Origin of the sequence: Terribacillus saccharophilus, from assembly GCF_002272075.1 — a bacterium.
GTDB lineage: Bacteria > Bacillota > Bacilli > Bacillales > Amphibacillaceae > Terribacillus > Terribacillus saccharophilus_A.
In genome coordinates this window covers 121,674-137,461 of record NZ_NPBJ01000003.1, presented here as the reverse complement: position 1 = coordinate 137,461, position 15,788 = coordinate 121,674, and the positions used below count along the sequence as shown (strand labels likewise).

Sequence of the window (15,788 nt, the reverse complement as noted above, 5' to 3'; positions counted from 1 at the left end):
GAAGCGATGTCACTGAAAAACTCCAAATGGATATGGTCGAAGATTTACTCAGTTACAATATAATCACTGAACATAAGGAACAGGAGAGCTTTTAGGAAATTCCAAAGGAAAGGCTAAGAACGCTACAAGATAGAGATCAAGAATAGTTAATTGATGTATATACATCATCTCTCTTCTAACATATAGCAGCTTCCGTGTAGCTTGATTTTAAAGCCGTAGCAAACCCATTAGGCGACTGTTAATTGGTTACGTTTTATTAAAGAGAAAAGCAAGTATTCTCCTAATTTTTTTTAGAATCCTTGCATATACTTAAACGTATAATACATGAGGTGATTATATGCAAATTCAAATAATATCTGGATTACTCGGTATTGCATTTATTGTTGTAGCTTATCTAGTTGCAGTCAAAAAAAAATTACATCTTCTAAGAGGATATAATCAGCAGCGTATACGCAAAAAAAGGCAAAAATTTATTAATCTCGTAAGTTCTTTTTATTTAATTACTGGTGCTGTTTTAATCATTGTGCCTTTCACTCTTTCGTGGTCATGGAGTGCAACTGCACTCGAAATTATGCTAATCTTAAATTTAATTATCTTAATATATGTTAACAAAACAATGGTTGAAAAAGATTAAGAGAATATTTCTCGAATTTTCTTTAAGATATGACAGAAAAGGATCTAGAAAAAAGGCTGTACACCGATGTAGTGTACAGCCTTTCTATATTAAGAATGAACAGGTTTATCTAATTTTTCAAAAGTTGACTTAAGCGAATTGTATTATCGTATGTTAAACCCTGTTCTAATCCGTGTTTAATCATCTCAACGCGTTTTATCCTCAATCGCTCTTAATAAATAAACCTTGCTTCACTAAATGACAGCTCCTTATTTAAAAAGTGCTTCACACTACTCTTGTTCCGTTAAGCCAGTGATTATACCCATTCCATACGTAGTCGGATAAGAGTCGGAATATAATCTGGGTTTTGTATATGTACATCGATGTTATTACCTAATCAGATGAAACGTTTTCATATCGAGTATCTAAGTGAATTAAAATAAGATGGTATACGATTAACCTTTCCAAATGGAATGCCTAATTCTCTATAAGCATACCGTTTACCATTCTGGTGCTGAATAAATAAGTTAGGTGCGTCAATATAAGAATAATGAATCGACATTGCTACTTCTACTCCTACTCACCTTCAAAATTTAATAACTACTTTTCCTTTTGTCTTTCCTTTTGCTACTAAATGTAATGCATCATTAATGTCATCAATTGTAAAATTGGCAGGGTCAATGGCTGGAACAATATTGTTTTCTTCAATGATTTTTGTGATTTTTTCCAATTGTGTTCCGTCAGCTCTTACGAAAATGAAGCGATATTGAACACCTTTTTTCCGTGCTTTCTTATCAAATTTCGAGCCTACTAATCCAAAAATAAGTTGTTTCCATTTAGGCAGACCTTTATCTATTGCAAATTGTTTATTTGGTGCAGTACGAAGACTTAGTAACCGACCACCTGGTTTGATAATGGATAACTCGCGTTCGAATTCATCAGCACCTAGAGTATCGATTACAAAATCAACTTCGTCTAATATTTCCCAGTAATTTTCTTTTGTATAATCAATATATTGATCTGCACCAGCATTCAACGTTCTCTCTTTAGCGGAAGGACTACCAGAAACAATAACCTTTAATCCCATTGCTTTAGCTATAGGAACAGCCATTTGTCCAAAACTTCCGGATCCCCCTGGTATAAACACTGTTTGTCCCTTCTTTGCTCCTAACTCTTCAACTAAGCCTTGATATGCCGTCAAACCAGTTAAAGGTGCACCAGCTCCAGTAGCGAAATCTAAATTTTTCGGCAAATGCCATATGGATTTAGCATCAACTGCAACATATTCTGCAAATGCCCCAATTTTTTCAATAGGGAGTCTTGTATAAATAGGATCTCCAACCTTAAACCCATAGTCATGTTTACCCACTTTTTCAACTATCCCTGTAAGTTCATTTCCTAATATAAGAGGCATATTATAGTCTTGTATTAACTTTACACTTCCTGTGATATTTAAGATTTCAAGTGGATTTACCGCAGCAACTTTTACCTTTATCAGTACTTCGTTATCTTTAATACTTGGTATAGGGATATCAACAATTTGTGCTTCAATGTTTTTTGAGTATTTTGTGATTTGAGCAGCTTTCATATTCTTAATCTCCTTTTAAAAAACCATCAACTCTTACATTGATGGTTTTTCTTTCGTTTATCAATCATTCATAGCATGTCTGTTTTATTCTTTTAAAAACGGATAATCTGTATACCCTTCCGCTCCTCCTGCATAAATGGTATTTCTATCAGGCGTATTTAGGGGGGCATCCAATTTTAATCGCTCGACAAAGTCCGGGTTGGCTATCATCCAAGTCCCTACAGTTATAACGTCTGCAAGTTCATTATCCAAGTCTACTGTAAGTTGGTCTAAAGTACGTCCTGCTCGGTTAACAAGAAGTGCTTGTGACCAAAGTTGACGTATATCTTGTATTAATGATTCGTTTCCGAAGTGCATGATGTGTAGATATGCAAGGTTGAGCTTATCTAACTCGCTGATTAAATAACGATACATCTCACTACTTGTTTCGCCCTCTTCTATACCATTTAGTGTTCCTTGAGGAGAGAAGCGTATGCCCGTTCGCTCTGGACCAATCTCATCCACAACTGCTTTTGCTACTTCAATGGCAAATCGCGAGCGATTTTCAATCGTTCCACCATACGCATCCTGACGGTGATTTGCATTTTCACTTAAGAACTGCTGAATAATGTAACCATTTGCTCCGTGGATCTCAACCCCATCTGCACCAGCTTCTACCGCTGCTCGTGCTGCTAAGCGAAACTCATTTATAACATCCTTTATTTCTTCTTCACTCAACGCTCTAGGTGCAGGAATCTCCTTCATCCCTTGTGCTGTAAATATTTCTGTATTAGGCGCAATAGCAGAAGGCGCCACAGCTTGACGGTGATGAGGCGTATTGTCGGGATGTGATACACGGCCTACATGCATAAGTTGAATAAAGATTCGTCCTCCTTCGTTGTGCACTTTTGATGTTACCTTTTTCCATCCCTCAATGTGTGATTCTGTATAAATACCAGGTGTATTAGAATATCCCTGACCATCATCTGAGGGTTGAGTGCCTTCACTTATTATTAAACCAACAGATGCACGTTGGCCGTAATACTCTGCTGCCAAATCACTTGGTGTGCCATCTGGAAGTGCTCTACTCCTTGTCATTGGTGCCATACCCAAACGGTTTTTTAGTTCTATGTTTCCAATTTTGACTGATTCAAATAACTTGCTCATATAACTTCCTCCTTGTTCATAGGTATATTGATATTAGTGGAATGATTGCACAAGAATTGGCTAAGAAAAAAGGAATTTGCTTTATTGATTGATACTCCTTTGTAAAGATGCCATTTCCGCAGATTTATTTGTTTCAGTTGAACGGTAGAAGAAAAACACGAAGTTCTCCAAAGCAATCTCTGCATTCCAACCGTGTCGATTCATTCTTTCACCTTTCAAATAAAAAACTACATAAATTAACCTTCTATTATTGGATAAATTTGATTTCTTATCTTGAATTCATAATTTTGATCTACAATACCCACGGCCTCATTACTATCGTATATTTCCATCATAAATCCAGCTACTTGCTTAGCTGTGTGGTACATAGGTAAATTTTCTTTATAATTGAAACTATCCAAATCAGTTGCATTTTTAGCGAATTCTGTTTCCGTCATTGCAGGTGCTAACACTTTGGCTTTTAATTTTGCACCTTTTAATTCTAGTTCTTTTGCAAGACCCTCAGTGAAGGCACTAACATAATATTTAGACGCAGAATAAGTGACAGTTCCAACAGCAATTGCATATCCAAGTGCTGATGATACGTTAATTAACTGCGTTCCCTCTTTCTCTGCATAATCTCGAACAAATAATGTCGAAAGGATTGTTAAAGATTCTATGTTAAGCCGTAACATCGTTTCAACTTTATTTAAGTTATGTTCCGCTACAAATGAGGAGTCACCAAGACCAGCATTATTAATCCAAGTCTCAATTTCATACCCTTTTAAATTGTTATACAGGTTATATGCCTGTTCTGTGACAGACAAGTCAGCTGTGCGAATGATAACATCTAATTGAGGATTTATATTATGAATTGCGGTTTTTAGTTCTTCTAATTTATCTAATCTTCTTGCAACTATAATTAAATTTTTCCCCCGAACAGCAAATTCTAACGCTGTCTCATACCCTATACCTGAGCTTGCTCCTGTAATAACTGTGTATTTCATATTAACTCTCCTTAAATTTAAATAATTTAAATCATCATTTATTCATTATTTGTTTATTAAAAAGATATCAAGGCAAACTTTTGCTTGAACAAGTTATGTTCAGCTAGATTGATCATCAAAACCTTTTGGGAATGAACGTTCTCGAAAGAGCAAAAAAAAATTAATCTAATACCGAGAGCGTAATATCAATTACGTTATTTAATTTATCTATGTCATCGGTAGTTTTGGTCATAACGCGTAGCCCTACTAAGGAATTATGAAGAAATTCCGATGTTTTTTTTGCATCAAGATGGTTAGATATTTCTCCAGATTGTTGACCTCTTAGCACTAGCTTGTTTAGCAGTAATTCGGTCTCAGAAAAGCTCTCCAGTACCTTTTCTGCTGCTTGATCATCATGTAAAGACAACTCAACTGCTGTGTTTACCGTCAAGCAACCAATAATTTGTTGTTTATCTCTGACAATTACCATTTCAAATAATTGCCTGATTGCTTCCTTTACCGATTCCAGTTGGTTTACTTTATTCTCTGTTCTACTTCTTATTGTTTCATTATAATGCTCTAACGCTTTTATAAATAAAGTATGTTTGTCCCCAAACGTATCATATAAGCTGCGACGATGGATACCCATATTCTTCACTAAATCTTGCATGGAGGTTTTTTCATAGCCCTGTATCCAAAAAAGTTCCATAGCTTTTCGTAATACTTCATTTTCATCAAACTCTTTATTTCTAGCCATACTATCATTTCCTTTGAGTTAATCTTAGAGTAACCAGAAAATAAATAACATTTGACTTTCTCGTCCTCTCGCCAATAATATCATTTTGAGAATGAACAGTAAAGTTAGGTTTGGAGAGATGAACATGAATCATTTAGTTATTAGCTTCACCTCCATTTATAATTGCAAAGTAACTTTTAGAATGATCATTCTAATTTAATCAAAGTAATACATATTCGCCTTACACATTCATAGTATCATTTTGAGAACGATTGGTAAAGAATTAGTTTTATGCTCAGTTTGTGATACAAGAAAGTTCACTAAGCGCTTGAAGGAATTGTCTTGAAGTAGTTTGATTCTGTATATTAGCCAGCACAAGATCTCCAAACAGGTTAAAAGTGATAAATTATCGATTAGAAGAGGTTTATTTTACAGTAATTAGAAAAGATAAATTGGAGCTCCTGATTAGAATATTACTAGAGTTAGTAATGAACGTGAAAAGGTTGCACCCATTGGTACAACACTTTTATATCTATATTAAGGGTTATATATGTTATCTAATTTATTTAAGAGTTGATTAAGTTCTTGTCTCAAGCGAACTACCTCCTGGACGCTCTAGCGTTCGGGTGTATATATATATGAGCTAAAAATAGGCCATACTTATCGTAAGAATGGCCGGATCTAACTTTAATAGAACCTGGTTAACACTCAGAGCAGCTGCTACAAAGTCCCCTGCGTCTTTTCCGTATTTCTGCCTTTCTTTTGTACACGCTGGGGTGTCAAAGGCTAGGAACCTTACTGAATATTCTTTATTAGCATCTATGAGATATGGTTAAGACTTTCTTTATTGAGTAAGGATAAAATTGTATCCAAATCAATAACAATATCAAGGAAATCAAACTAATTACTAATGAACGGACTGCTGATCGGCAACAATATGAATATCAATATTGTACGTCTGCCGCATAATCGTATTTACTATAGATCCTTTCCAAACCTCTTCCCAACGTGTCCTGGCTGACTGCCCTAGTAAGATTTGGGTGATAAAGTGCTTCTTTGCTTCTAATACGATGGCATTTGCCACTCGCTTTTTCGATTTATGCAACAGGAAATGGGCATCGAATGTCGTGCAAAGCTGCCGAATGTAATCTACCTTTTCCTTGTCAGCAATTTCGTCACGACTCACATGCAAAATATAAAGCTCCGCATTCAGGCGATTTGCCATGCGATAACCTCGGCGTATCAGCCTTTCTGCCGTATCAACATGCTGCACACAAATGAGTATCTTTTCATGTACACCCAAAGGTCCTCGATAATCTGCTCCATTTTGGCGTTCAAGTTTTTCATCCACCTCATCCGCAATTTCCCGAAGTGCTAATTCTCGAAGGGCTGCAAGGTTGGTCAGCTGAAAATAGTTCTGCAAGCTTTTCTGGATCCTCTGAGAGGGATAGATTCTCCCTTCCCTTAATCGCTTTTGCAATGTTTCGGGTGTTGCATCAATTAGCTGGATTTCATCTGCCTGCTGAACAAACAGATCTGGCACACGCTCATTTACTCGAACTCCCGTAATCGTCTGGACGATATCATGTACACTTTCTAAATGTTGAATATTGACGGCCGCAAGCACATCAATCCCTGCATCCAGCAGTTCCATGACGTCTTGGTACCGTTTTACGTGCTTGGAGCCAGGTATATTTGTATGCGCCAATTCATCCACTACAACCACTTTCGGTGCCCGCTGCAAAATTCCTTCTACATTGAGCTCGCGAAATGGACGATCTTTATAGTTGATTTTCAGCAGAGGAACTTGTTCCAAGTTTCCGATCTGCGCCGCTGTTTCCGACCTCCCATGCGTTTCAATCACACCGATAACAACGTCTATATCTTCTTTTTTCATCTGTTGTGCATCCGTCAGCATCTTATAAGTTTTACCGACACCAGGAGCAGCGCCAATATATAGCTTCAGACGCCCTCTTCCGTTTGAAGCTGCAGCTGCTAAAAATGCAGCTGCTTTATCGTTTGTTTCCATTACCTCAACGCCTGCAAATCAACGTTCATCTTTAAAACATTTACCGCAGGGGCCTCGAGCATTTCTTCAAGCTGAGAAGTTCGATGTCTTTCAATTAGATTATATAGCTCCTCTTCCGGTATGCCTCTGACTTCAGCTATTCTTGGTACCTGAAATTCTGCTGCTTCGACCGAAATGTGTGGATCAAGACCGGAACCGGAATTCGTCACTAAATCCTGGGGAACACGACCTCCATCCGGGTTAGCCAATTGCTGGGCTTCTATTGCATCTCTTGTCCTTGAAATCAATTCAGGATTGGAAGGCGCATAGTTTGGTGTTCCGGAACCAGCTGCATCGTTTTCTATACTTGAAACCCTGCCCTGGAAGAGCGCTGGATCAGTAAATGTCTGTCCTATCAGCTCTGAACCAATCACATTATCGTTCTCATCTTCTGTTAGGCTTCCATTAGCCTGATAAGAGAAAAATAATTGACCAATCCCTGTTACAGCCAATGGATACATCACACTGCATAAAACCAAGCATACTAGTCCCAGTCGAAGCGCCGGAATTAAATTAGATTCTTGCTTATTCATGCTATTTTCCCTCCTATAGAAACAGACTTAGCAGCATATCGATGATTTTTATTCCGATAAACGGGACGATAACTCCGCCCAGCCCATAGACGAATAGATTTTTCCGCAACAGTTTATCAGCTGAAACAGGCTTATACGTAACACCCTTCACTGCCAGTGGTACTAGTGCAGGGATGATTAACCCATTGAATAGAAGTGCTGACAGGATTGCAGTTGTTGGTGACTCCAGTCCCATAATGTTCAGGACATTCATCTCCGGGATACCAAGCATGAACAATGCCGGGATAATCGCAAAGTATTTGGCTACATCATTGGCAATGCTGAAAGTCGTCAGTGCGCCTCTTGTCATTAGCAGTTGTTTACCGATTGCTACAACCTCAATGATCTTCGTTGGATCAGAATCCAAGTCGATCATATTGGCAGCTTCCTTGGCTGCCGTTGTGCCGCTATTCATCGCAAGCCCGACGTCTGCTTGTGCCAGTGCAGGGGCGTCGTTTGTCCCATCACCTGTCATCGCCACGAGTTTACCTTGCGCTTGCTCCCGTTTGATAACTTCAATCTTATCCTCCGGTGTACTTTCTGCAATAAAATCATCAACACCGGCTTCTTTCGCAATGGTCGCGGCTGTAAGAGGGTTATCACCAGTACACATAATCGTTTTTATCCCCATCTTCCGCAACTCGTCAAAACGTTCCCGCATACCTGGTTTGACAGTATCTTTTAAATAAATCAACCCGAGTAATTCCTTATCTACCGAGACAGCTAGAGGTGTGCCCCCCATCTTCGCAATTTCCTCAGCTTTTTCCTGGATATCAGCCGGGACCTTCCCGCCACGTTCCAGCACCCAGGCTTTAACTGCTTCCACTGCACCTTTCCGATAGCTGCCGCCGTCTGCCAAGTCCATGCCGCTCATTCTTGTCTGTGCCTGAAATGGTACAAATGTTGCTTCTTCCCATCTGTCCTGTTCCATTACAATACCTTGATCCTTAGCCAAGCTGAGGACAGAACGTCCTTCTGGCGTCTCGTCCTTCCAGGATGTAATGAGCGCGGCCTGCATCAAAGTAGTCTTAGAGGCAGTTTCAACTGGTATGAAATCGGCGGCCATCCGATTTCCGAAAGTAATGGTCCCGGTTTTATCCAAGATGATTGTATCAATGTCACCTGCTGCCTCAACGGCCCGACCAGACATTGCCAAAACATTGAATCGTGTAACCCGGTCCATGCCAGCGATACCGATTGCACTGAGCAGACCGCCAATCGTAGTAGGAATCAGACAGACAAGCAGTGCAACAAGCATTCCTGTATCGAGCGAGAAGCCGATATAATTTGTAAAAAAAGGTAATGTGATCACTACAAGCATAAAAATAATCGTTAAACTAATAAGCATAGTGTTCAGTGCTATTTCATTCGGTGTTTTCTTGCGGTCTGCACCTTCTACGAGCGCAATCATTCGATCTAGGAAGCTTTCTCCTGGTTGACTGGTAATTTCAATGGTAAGCTCATCACTAACAACAGTTGTACCGCCCGTTACCGAGCTAAAATCTCCTCCTGCTTCCTTTAACACAGGAGCTGATTCCCCAGTGATTGCTGATTCATCCACACTTGCCATACCAGAAATGATCGTTCCGTCACCAGGGATGACTTCTCCTTCCTTAACGAGGATAATGTCACCTTTACGCAATTCAGCCGAGGATATTTTTTCTTCTTTTCCCCGGAGGAGACGTCTGGCAGCGGTATCCTGCTTGGTTTGTTTCAGCGTATTCGCCTGGGCCTTCCCTCTTCCTTCGGCCACCGCCTCCGCCATATTCGCGCACAGAACTGTCAGCAGCAGTATCACTGAAACGCTCCAGTAAAATCCGCTCCCCATTGTCCGGGAATGGGCGCCAGGAAAAACCGCGAGCAAAAATGTGACCAAAAATCCGAGTTCAACAATGAATAGAATCGGATTCCGGACCATATACACCGGATGTAGTTTTACAACTGCATTCACACAAGCATCTTTTAAGATCTTTTTTGTGAATAATCTAGTGGATGAAACTTCTTCTTTCCCTACGGAATGTGTCACCATAACAAATCACTCTCCTATAAAGTTACATATTCTGCAATCGGGCCTAATACTAAGGCAGGCAAGAAGGTCAATGCCCCTACCAGGAAGAATGTACCTACTAATAAACTTGCAAATAACGGACTATCTATCCGGAGGCTTCCTTTACTCTCCTGAACTGCCGTTTTCCTTGCCAATGAAGCTGCCACAGCAATCAATGTGATAATAGAAATATAGCGTCCTAGAAACATGATGATACCAGTCAGGATATTCCAAAAGACTGTCGCATCCCCAAGCCCCTCAAACCCTGATCCATTATTAGCTGCCGATGAAGTGATTTCGTATAATACTTGAGTCAAACCATGGTAGCCTGGATTTGATATCGCTCCATTGCCTGCAGGAATATACATGGCAATAGCTGTGCCAACTAGGATGAGAATTGGCTGAACGAGCAGTGTGATTGCCAGTAGCTTCATTTCTGTCCCCTCGAGCTTTTTACCAAGGAATGCTGGTGTTCTTCCAACCATCAAGCCAGCTATAAAGACAGCAATCATTACGTAAAGCATCACGTTCATGAATCCAGCCCCTACACCACCGAAAACGGTATTCAGCAGCATATTTCCAAGTGCTAGCATTCCTGTTAGCGGACTGAGTGTATCGTGCATAGTATTGACCGCTCCAGTTTCTGTGGCGGTTGTCACAATGGCATAGAAAACACTACCGATGACACCAAAGCGGGTTTCCTTTCCTTCCATCATGGCACCTTGCAGTACTGGATTACCTTGTACTTCCGCAGCAACACCAGCCACAAGCATGACAAGGAATACAACAACCATTGCACCGAAAAGCATAAGACCCTGTTTTGGTTTCCCTATTATTTTTCCGTACGCAAACGGTAAGGATGCTGGAAGTAAAAACATAAGCCATAGTTGTAACACATTCGTATAAGCGTTCGGATTTTCAAAAGGATGGGCAGAGTTGACCCCAAAGAATCCTCCCCCGTTATTACCTAGCTCCTTTATTGCCAAGAACGATCCAACTGGACCTCGCAGAATAGTTTGCTCCAAACCTGATAACGTTGTCACATGTGCTACAGCTGAAAATGTTTGCGGTACACCAAGGGCAATGAATACAATTGCCATTACCAATGAAACAGGAAGTAAGATGCGTACAATGGAACGAACAAATGTTTCAAAGAAATTACCTATTGGTTTGCTGCCTAGCAACCGAATGAATCCAATCGCAGCTGCCAGTGCAGTACCAGGGGCTACAAACATCATGAATAAAATTGCAGCCGTCTGCGAGAACAGTGTCAAGCCAGAGCTGGATCCATTCCCGTTATATGTAAAGGATTCAGCGGCAGAACACCTTGCAGACGAAAAATCAAGTACACAAAGAGCAAGATAACCATATTGAAAAGCAGCATAGAAATTAAAAATTGCTTCCAAGTTTGTTGCTGTCTCTTAATTCCAGCCAAACGATATACTATATTTTCAATTGGAAAGAATGCACGATCCAAACGTGATTCTGAAAATACAGCGGCCATGTATAAGCCCATCGGCTTTAAAGATAACCCAATTAAAACAAGAATCAGAACCATGGCAATAAGTGAAATCAACATCCTGAGAACCCTCTTTCCTTAAAATTTTTCCGGATTAAATAAGGCGTAGACAAGATAGCCAATGATGCCCGTACCTAGTAAAAGTAAAAGAACCTGCATTATCATCGTGTTTCCTCCTTCTCAACCATCCCAGTTACAGCAGACAGTACGGCTGCAGAACCGCCAAACAATATAAGAATCAATCCAATGTAAATAAATTCCATGTCTTTACCCCTTCTTCTTAACTTTATTTACACCCTAAAAAAGTGCATAAAAAAGAAGCCACAGAAGAGGGCCCTCTTCTGTGGCTTCTGGGCATAACGAAATAAACGTGCGCCTATCACATTTTTTGGCTTCCTCTCGAACGCTTACGAAGTTAGCTGACGGATTCGGGCCAGAGAGTAGCCCTACTCTTTTCAGAGATTCACCCCATGTAACAATAGTTACGGTTGGTTCCCCCGCTTCCTGAATCAGGAATTAAGCGATTACGAATTATATGCTATTTTGTTTGGTTACACTTGGAAGATGAACCTTATTCTACGCTCGTTATCACAGATAGTAAAACAACTAAAAAACTGAATATGCACTATTTTCATAGCAAAATCGGCCAAACAATCTAAAAAACATGATTAAATTGTATGTTATCTTCTAAATCCGTTTATTTTCTTATGATTACATCGTTTATCTCTTTGCAATTAAAGTTTTAATATTCAGTATATTTTTTTTCTGGAAGTATTATATTCCTTCATAACAAATGACATCTATGCTTTCAATTCTTGGATACTTCAGCGTTAGAGAAGTGTTCGGTTAACTTTCTTGCTGAGAAGTTCTGATGTGCCTAAGTACTATCTACAAAAGTGTACTTAAATGAACGTAATAACAAGGTATATAACATATAGCTTATTTCATGAAGTCAGAAATTCTTCCAACACCTTTTTCCAATTATAGTAACAATATAAATTAGAATTGAGGACGGTCAAACTAAAAAAGACTGATATCATGATCGATATCAGTCAAATTAATGCGAAGTTACCTTTTTTCAGTAATGACCAACAAAACTCCAGCTAGAATTAGTGCTGATCCAATCCAAAATGTTACTCCTATACGTTCACCAAGTAATAGCCATCCCAGAAAAGCACCTACCATTGGTTGAAAGAAAAAGAATAACCCTCCCCCAGATGCATTGAGAAGCTGCAGCCCTCTACTCCAAAGGTAGAAAGCCCCTGCAGTTGAGATAATCCCTAAATATAACAATCCTCCCCATATTGTAGGATGTGAGAGTTCCGCAATATTTAACTCATTCAATCTAGGGAGAACGAAAGGGGTTAAGATAATAACAGCTATTACACTAGCGTACGTTGTCACTGCTATTTGAGAATAGCTGTCTGGCAATAGTTTTATAAGCACAGACATAAGTGCCCATGTTAAAGCTGCAATCAAAAGTGAGATGCCGCCTAGTTTACTATTAAAATCCAAGTTTCCTACACCTATAATCAGGAGAACACCTATTGTTGCTAATATTACTGAAATTCCTTGCTTTTTAGTCAGTTGTTCTTTGAGAATCAAACGAGCGAAGATTACCATGAACGCTGGAGTTGAAGAAGTAATCATAGCACCCATTTGCGCAGTAGAAAGCAATGTACCAGTTTCCTGCGTAACGATAGAAATTGCATATCCAATTACACCTATCAGTACGAGGATCCAGATATGTTTTCTATTAATGCCCCACTTTTGACGTGTTATCAGCCCTATAGAAACTAATGCAACAATTGCAATCAGATATCTGATCCATACAAGCTCCAATGGCGGTACTACCGCAACAACTACTTTTACTACAACGTACATGCCTCCCCAGATGCTGGAAGCCAAAACTAAATACAAAGAACCTAATAATGTTTTATTCAATTTTATCCCTCCGCTATTTAAGGTCATAATTTACATATGTCCTTAAATAAGAAGGAAAGTTATCCAAGATTCCTTCTTCACTTAAGGACGGAAGGAATTCATTGGTACATCATTCTCAAATAAAGGTGCAAAGAACATTCATATCCCCCCCACACTATTGTTTAGTTTAAATATACTTATGCAAGGATAACAAATAACTGAATGATATAAAAGTAAGTTAGGTAATCATTCTTCTAAAACGAATAAGATAGTTAAATCATTTTAGCAGCTCAAGCCAATCCCGCATTTAATAGAATATAGGTTCGGTAGTTTATGTATATAAAGTTCTCATATCAGAATAAATCCACTCCTTAAATTAAAGGAGTAGATTTATAAAACCTAAATAGCCGAACGAAGGCGTTAGCCCTTGCCCGACTGCTTGAGCGCAGCGATTAAGGTTTGATCTTATACCTGTAAAAAGCCTGATAATTGTAATGCAGCTATATACTAGCTTACTTGAGTGTTTATCCAGTGTTGCTAGAAGCGTCTGTGATGAAATCACCAGCATCGAAAGTTGTGAATGCTAGTGCCAGAAGAGCACAGATTGGATTAGATTCCTTGTATTAGTAATATTTTGAAACCATCGCAAAGCTTCTGCGTATATATAGGCAAGGCGCTGATGAACTGAAAATATATTATAAGGAAGTTTGCGTATCTCATACGAAGTAAAAGTTTTATTTAGAGGTCCTGAATACTTAATGGAATGTGTAGTCCAGAAGCCGAAACCCTTTGATAACTATTTCAAGCTTCTTCAATAGGATTATGATTGAAACAGACTGCTCCCCTTTTGTTTTCCAAACCTGTGCATTATTTATTAATTTCCCAAATCTATAGAAGAAAGGCTCTGCTAAATTCTTACCGCTTGTTTTTTCTTTATAGTTTTAGCTGCCTTCGTTTTTAGACTCTTTCCAGAGCCATTGAACACACATTGACGCTTGCCAAACACAACTTTTTTTATCTGCCTCTCGCTTCTACAAAGAAGCGTCATCATACATTGGCAAATACAATCAAAGGAGAATGCACATATGTTAGAAGGACTAAGTATTATCGCTATCATAATTACGCTTGTTGTACTAGCAGCGATCGGAGGAACTGCATGGTTCATTTACATGAAAATCAGATTCCGCACCGTCCCATCCAATGAAGCACTCATCGTTACCGGGCCGAAACTCGGGGATGAAGAAAAAGAAAAAAATATCTATAAAGATGATCAAGGACGCTATATGAAAGTTATCCGCGGCGGCGGTCACAGACTAAGAATGTTCCAAACCGGTACTAAGGTATCCCTGAAATCATTCCAATTACAAATCAAGACACCAAAAGTTTATACAGCACAACACGTTGGTGTATATGGTGAAGCTGTCGCAACTGTCAAAGTAGCAGATACATTAGAAGGTATCGTGCGATATGCCGAGCAGTTCTTGGGGAAAGCACAAGATGAGATCGAGCAGGAAATTGGTGAGGTATTAAATTCCAGTTTGCGGGCAATTTTGTCGAGTATGACCGTTGAGCAAATCAACGGCGACCGGGAACGTTTCAATGAAGACGTGCGTAAAATCGCACAAAAAGAACTAAATGACATGGGATTCCGTATCACATCACTTGGACTCACAGACATCAGCGATGACGACGGATACTTGGAAAACTTAGGTCGTCCGCAAATCGCCGAAATCGAAAAACAGGCTGAAATAGCAGAAGCGAACAACAAGCGGGAAACAGAACTCAAACAGGCTGAAGTAAACGAAGAAGTATCCCGCGAGAAATATCAGCGTGAAATGAACATCGCAGAAGTCCGTAAAACAAAAGACATCAAAGATGCACAAATCAAAGCGGAAACAGAGCGTGAAAGAGCCATCGCCGAAGCAGCATACGAACTGGAAAAAGAAGAAAAACGCTTAGGTATCGAAAAGCAGCGTCTTGAAATCAAAGAACAGGAACAAGAAAGTGAATTACGACTGCGCCAGAAAGAACGCGAAAACGACGTTAAACTGGAACAGCAGCAAGTAGAAGTACAAAAACAAAAAGCCGAAGCGGAATATCTCACCAAAACAAAAGAAGCACAAGCCCGTGCCGAAGCAAGAAGAGTCGAAGGTGAAGCGGAAGCAGCGGTTATCAGACAAAAGAGCATGGCAGAGATCGAAGCGATCGAGAAACGCGCGCAAGCAATGGCGAAGCACCAAGATGTCATCCTAAGAGAGAAACTAATCGACATCATGCCGGATTATGCAAGAGCCATCAGTCAGTCATTCAGCAATGTCGAGTCCATCCGTATTTTGGATAATGGCTCAGGCGGTGGAATCAATTCCCTTCCCAACACCGTGACAAACACAATGGCAAACTTGCAAGAAAGTCTTGGCCAAATGACAGGTTTCGATTTGGAAGGTTTCTTGCAAAATATCAGCATAGCAAAAACAACTAATGATGCGGAAGCAGATACCGAAAAATCAGGTCCTCAGCAAATCAGAGTGAATGACTCTATTAAACAACTTGAAGACGAAAACACAAATCAATAAGAAAAACCAAGACACCTGTGCTAAAGCACGAGTGTCTT

General features: G+C 39.6%; 11 protein-coding genes, 1 pseudogene and 1 riboswitch. Of the genes and pseudogenes, 2 read left to right on the top strand and 10 right to left on the bottom strand.

Annotated features, from left to right (window positions below; all coding sequences use genetic code 11):
- Nucleotides 1–337 precede the first annotated feature (337 nt).
- Entirely contained in the window at nucleotides 338–634 is a 297-nt protein-coding gene (locus CHH48_RS01350; RefSeq protein ID WP_095217562.1) for a hypothetical protein, read from the top strand.
- Between the two features lie 565 nt (nucleotides 635–1,199).
- Here CHH48_RS01350 and CHH48_RS01345 read toward each other — a convergent pair.
- From CHH48_RS01345 to CHH48_RS01300, 10 genes and pseudogenes are all read right to left on the bottom strand, one after another.
- Complete coding sequence (locus CHH48_RS01345; RefSeq protein WP_095217561.1) at nucleotides 1,200–2,201, bottom strand: NADP-dependent oxidoreductase; 1,002 nt, start codon at nucleotides 2,199–2,201, stop codon at nucleotides 1,200–1,202.
- An 84-nt stretch (nucleotides 2,202–2,285) separates the two neighbouring features.
- The gene (locus CHH48_RS01340) at nucleotides 2,286–3,347 is read right to left on the bottom strand and encodes an alkene reductase (protein WP_095217560.1); all 1,062 of its coding nucleotides are present in this window, start codon (nucleotides 3,345–3,347) and stop codon (nucleotides 2,286–2,288) included.
- A 236-nt stretch (nucleotides 3,348–3,583) separates the two neighbouring features.
- Nucleotides 3,584–4,333 (bottom strand): SDR family NAD(P)-dependent oxidoreductase, encoded by a 750-nt coding sequence (locus tag CHH48_RS01335; protein ID WP_095217559.1) that lies wholly within the window; start codon nucleotides 4,331–4,333, stop codon nucleotides 3,584–3,586.
- 160 nt (nucleotides 4,334–4,493) lie between these two features.
- Complete coding sequence (locus tag CHH48_RS01330; protein ID WP_095217558.1) at nucleotides 4,494–5,069, bottom strand: TetR/AcrR family transcriptional regulator; 576 nt, start codon at nucleotides 5,067–5,069, stop codon at nucleotides 4,494–4,496.
- Nucleotides 5,070–5,955: 886 nt separating this feature from the next.
- On the bottom strand, nucleotides 5,956–7,077 hold the full coding sequence (gene kdpDN / locus CHH48_RS01325; RefSeq protein WP_095217557.1) for a KdpD-like non-kinase potassium sensor: 1,122 nt from the start codon (nucleotides 7,075–7,077) through the stop codon (nucleotides 5,956–5,958).
- Entirely contained in the window at nucleotides 7,077–7,649 is a 573-nt protein-coding gene (gene kdpC, locus CHH48_RS01320; protein WP_095217556.1) for a potassium-transporting ATPase subunit KdpC, read from the bottom strand. Before kdpC ends, kdpDN begins: the two co-directional genes overlap by 1 nt.
- A 13-nt stretch (nucleotides 7,650–7,662) precedes the next feature.
- Entirely contained in the window at nucleotides 7,663–9,717 is a 2,055-nt protein-coding gene (kdpB, locus tag CHH48_RS01315) for a potassium-transporting ATPase subunit KdpB (RefSeq protein WP_095217555.1), read from the bottom strand.
- A 14-nt stretch (nucleotides 9,718–9,731) separates the two neighbouring features.
- Nucleotides 9,732–11,308, bottom strand: a pseudogene (gene kdpA / locus CHH48_RS01310) (potassium-transporting ATPase subunit KdpA).
- A 24-nt stretch (nucleotides 11,309–11,332) separates the two neighbouring features.
- Nucleotides 11,333–11,413: a K(+)-transporting ATPase subunit F gene (kdpF, locus tag CHH48_RS19905; RefSeq protein ID WP_369679270.1), complete on the bottom strand. Its 81-nt coding sequence runs from the start codon at nucleotides 11,411–11,413 to the stop codon at nucleotides 11,333–11,335.
- A 230-nt stretch (nucleotides 11,414–11,643) separates the two neighbouring features.
- Nucleotides 11,644–11,787: riboswitch (cyclic di-AMP (ydaO/yuaA leader) on the bottom strand.
- Nucleotides 11,788–12,322: 535 nt separating this feature from the next.
- Nucleotides 12,323–13,198, bottom strand: a complete 876-nt coding sequence (locus CHH48_RS01300; RefSeq protein WP_095217553.1) for a DMT family transporter — start codon at nucleotides 13,196–13,198, stop codon at nucleotides 12,323–12,325.
- 1,064 nt (nucleotides 13,199–14,262) lie between these two features.
- On the opposite strand from CHH48_RS01300, the gene CHH48_RS01295 reads away from it, so the two are divergent.
- Entirely contained in the window at nucleotides 14,263–15,750 is a 1,488-nt protein-coding gene (locus CHH48_RS01295; RefSeq protein ID WP_095217552.1) for a flotillin family protein, read from the top strand.
- The last annotated feature ends 38 nt before the right edge of the window (nucleotides 15,751–15,788 follow it).

Excerpts from the sequence above, each read along its gene's own strand:
- CHH48_RS01350 (WP_095217562.1), top strand. The coding sequence starts at position 338 with ATGCAAATTCAAATAATATCTGGATTACTCGGTATTGCATTTATTGTT.
- CHH48_RS01345 (WP_095217561.1), bottom strand. The coding sequence starts at position 2,201 with ATGAAAGCTGCTCAAATCACAAAATACTCAAAAAACATTGAAGCACAA.
- CHH48_RS01340 (WP_095217560.1), bottom strand. The coding sequence starts at position 3,347 with ATGAGCAAGTTATTTGAATCAGTCAAAATTGGAAACATAGAACTAAAA.
- CHH48_RS01335 (WP_095217559.1), bottom strand. The coding sequence starts at position 4,333 with ATGAAATACACAGTTATTACAGGAGCAAGCTCAGGTATAGGGTATGAG.
- CHH48_RS01330 (WP_095217558.1), bottom strand. The coding sequence starts at position 5,069 with ATGGCTAGAAATAAAGAGTTTGATGAAAATGAAGTATTACGAAAAGCT.
- kdpDN (WP_095217557.1), bottom strand. The coding sequence starts at position 7,077 with ATGGAAACAAACGATAAAGCAGCTGCATTTTTAGCAGCTGCAGCTTCA.
- kdpC (WP_095217556.1), bottom strand. The coding sequence starts at position 7,649 with ATGAATAAGCAAGAATCTAATTTAATTCCGGCGCTTCGACTGGGACTA.
- kdpB (WP_095217555.1), bottom strand. The coding sequence starts at position 9,717 with ATGGTGACACATTCCGTAGGGAAAGAAGAAGTTTCATCCACTAGATTA.
- kdpF (WP_369679270.1), bottom strand. The coding sequence starts at position 11,413 with ATGCAGGTTCTTTTACTTTTACTAGGTACGGGCATCATTGGCTATCTT.
- CHH48_RS01295 (WP_095217552.1), top strand. The coding sequence starts at position 14,263 with ATGTTAGAAGGACTAAGTATTATCGCTATCATAATTACGCTTGTTGTA.